Annotated in this window: 3 protein-coding genes; 2 read left to right on the forward strand and 1 reads right to left on the reverse strand. The window is 54.8% G+C overall.

Going from position 1 to position 2,258, the window contains the following annotated elements:
* Positions 1 to 161: 161 nt before the first annotated feature.
* Together glnK and IV91_RS0112690 are read left to right on the forward strand one after the other, a co-directional pair.
* The gene (glnK, locus tag IV91_RS0112685) at positions 162 to 500 is read left to right on the forward strand and encodes a P-II family nitrogen regulator (protein WP_031599015.1); all 339 of its coding nucleotides are present in this window, start codon (positions 162 to 164) and stop codon (positions 498 to 500) included.
* 11 nt (positions 501 to 511) lie between these two features.
* Complete coding sequence (locus tag IV91_RS0112690; RefSeq protein ID WP_035418122.1) at positions 512 to 1,948, forward strand: ammonium transporter; 1,437 nt, start codon at positions 512 to 514, stop codon at positions 1,946 to 1,948.
* Positions 1,949 to 2,043: 95 nt separating this feature from the next.
* On the opposite strand, the gene IV91_RS19220 is transcribed toward IV91_RS0112690, so the two are convergent.
* On the reverse strand, positions 2,044 to 2,258 hold a 215-nt coding region (locus IV91_RS19220), incomplete at its 5' end, for a hypothetical protein (protein ID WP_233418473.1).

The following is a 2,258-nucleotide window of genomic DNA, read 5'->3' on the forward strand; positions in this document are numbered from 1 at the left end:
ACCGGTCAAAGACTTCGAACTGCGTGCCGAACTGCGGGGAGACCGTGCGAGTCAAGGAATCTTTGCTTCTTCCAATGGGACCCTGTATCAGAGCATGGTGACCTATGGTTTGCAAGGCATTTACAAATTCTAACTAATTGAAAATTCAAAGAGGAGAGATCATGAAACTTGTGACTGCAATCATCAAACCTTTCAAGTTGGATGAGGTGCGGGAAGCCCTGAGTGCCATAGGTGTACAGGGGATCACCGTCACCGAAGTGAAAGGGTTTGGACGGCAAAAGGGGCATACCGAACTGTATCGAGGGGCCGAATACGTGGTGGATTTTTTGCCCAAGGTCAAGTTGGAAGCGGCCATCAAGACGGAATTACTGGAACAGGTCATCGAAGCCATCGAAAAGTCGGCCACCACAGGCAAGATTGGGGATGGAAAAATCTTTGTGTACGATTTGGAACATGTGGTGCGGATCCGGACCGGTGAAACCGGCTCGGATGCCCTATAAGGAGAATGAAAATGAAAGCACGATGGAAAACATTGAAAGTTGCCGCCTTGGCACTGTCTCTGAGTTTGGGGACCGTGGCAGTGATGGCCGATGACACGGCAACTCCGCCAACCCCTGCGCCCGCAGTTTCGGCTCCCGCCGCTCCAACTGCCGCTGCGGATGCTACTCCAGCGCCCGCAGCGCCGGCTGCAGCAGCCCCGGCAACCCCCACTGCTCCCTTTTTAGTGGGGTTTGATAAAATCGATTCCGGGGCCACGGCCTGGATGTTGACATCCACGGCATTGGTCCTGTTCATGACCATCCCGGGTTTGGCGCTGTTTTATGGGGGCATGGTCCGCAAGAAGAACGTGCTGGCTACCCTGATGCAAAGTTTTGCCATCTGCGCCATGGTGACGGTGTTGTGGGTTGTGGCGGGCTATAGCCTGGCTTTCATGCCTGGAACTCCCTGGCTCGGGGGCATGAGTCGCTTCCTGCTGGATGGCATGCTGTATCAGAATGAGGCCAAGAAGGTGATGGTGCACCATGCTGCCACGGCTATTCCGGAATCGGTCTACATGATGTTCCAGATGACCTTTGCCATCATTACTCCTGCCTTGATTGCAGGTGCTTTTGCTGAACGCATGAAATTCTCGGCCATGATGGTGTTTATCGCGCTGTGGTCACTGCTGGTGTATTCCCCCATCGCGCATTGGGTTTGGGAACCGGGCGGCTGGCTGGCTGGCAAAGGCGTGTTGGATTTTGCCGGGGGTACCGTGGTGCACATCAATGCCGGGGTGGCTGGTTTGGCGGCAGCGCTGGTGTTGGGCAAACGGGTGGGCTATGGCAAGGAACCCATGGCACCCCATAATTTGGTATTGACACTGGTGGGTGCCTCCATGTTGTGGGTGGGTTGGTTCGGTTTCAATGCTGGTTCTGCGGTGGCAGCCGATGGTCGTGCCGGGATGGCCATGGTGGTCACCCAAGTGGCTACGGCGGTTGCGGCTCTGTCCTGGATGTTTGCCGAATGGTTGACCAAGGGCAAACCCAGCGTGTTGGGCATTGCTTCCGGGGCGGTGGCCGGGTTGGTGGCCATTACGCCCGCTTCTGGTTTCGTCGCCACGGGGGGGGCCATTGCCATCGGACTGGCTGCGGGCGTGATCTGTTTCTGGGCCGCCACCAGTTTGAAACATATGCTGGGTTACGATGATTCTCTGGATGCCTTTGGGGTGCATGGTATCGGCGGAATCGTGGGGGCCTTACTGACCGGGGTCTTCAATGTCAAGGAAATCAGTGCCGTGGATGGCAGCCTGGCGACTCAGGCTCTAGGGGTTGGCGTGACGGTGGTCTACGGGTTCGTAGTCTCCTTCGTGCTGCTCAAGGTCATCGACATGGTGATGGGTCTGCGTGTCAGCGAAGAAGAAGAACGTGAGGGACTGGATCTGGTCCTGCATGGCGAACGCATCGAATAGTCTTTCCTCTCTCCGTCAGGGAATTGGGGCACCTCCGGGTGCCTCTTTTTTTATGTTTTATGGCAGAACTGTTGCAATTTGTATCTTGATGTGCGTCAATACTTTCCCAACGCAGAAGGGGGGAGGAAAAGGTTTTTACCCGTTTTAGCGTGATTTCTACAAAAAAATATGACGAGGAAAAACCGTAACTGCTCGCCCCTGCAAAAATAATTGAAAAAGTGCTTGACAGGTTTTTGGGTGCTCAAGGCGAGCAGTTGACGACTTGGGCATATTTGCCACAGCAGTGCAGTTTTAAGCGCCGCCAATTGAT

The organism is Ferrovum myxofaciens (assembly GCF_000735045.1).
Taxonomy (GTDB): Bacteria; Pseudomonadota; Gammaproteobacteria; order Burkholderiales; family Ferrovaceae; genus Ferrovum; species Ferrovum myxofaciens.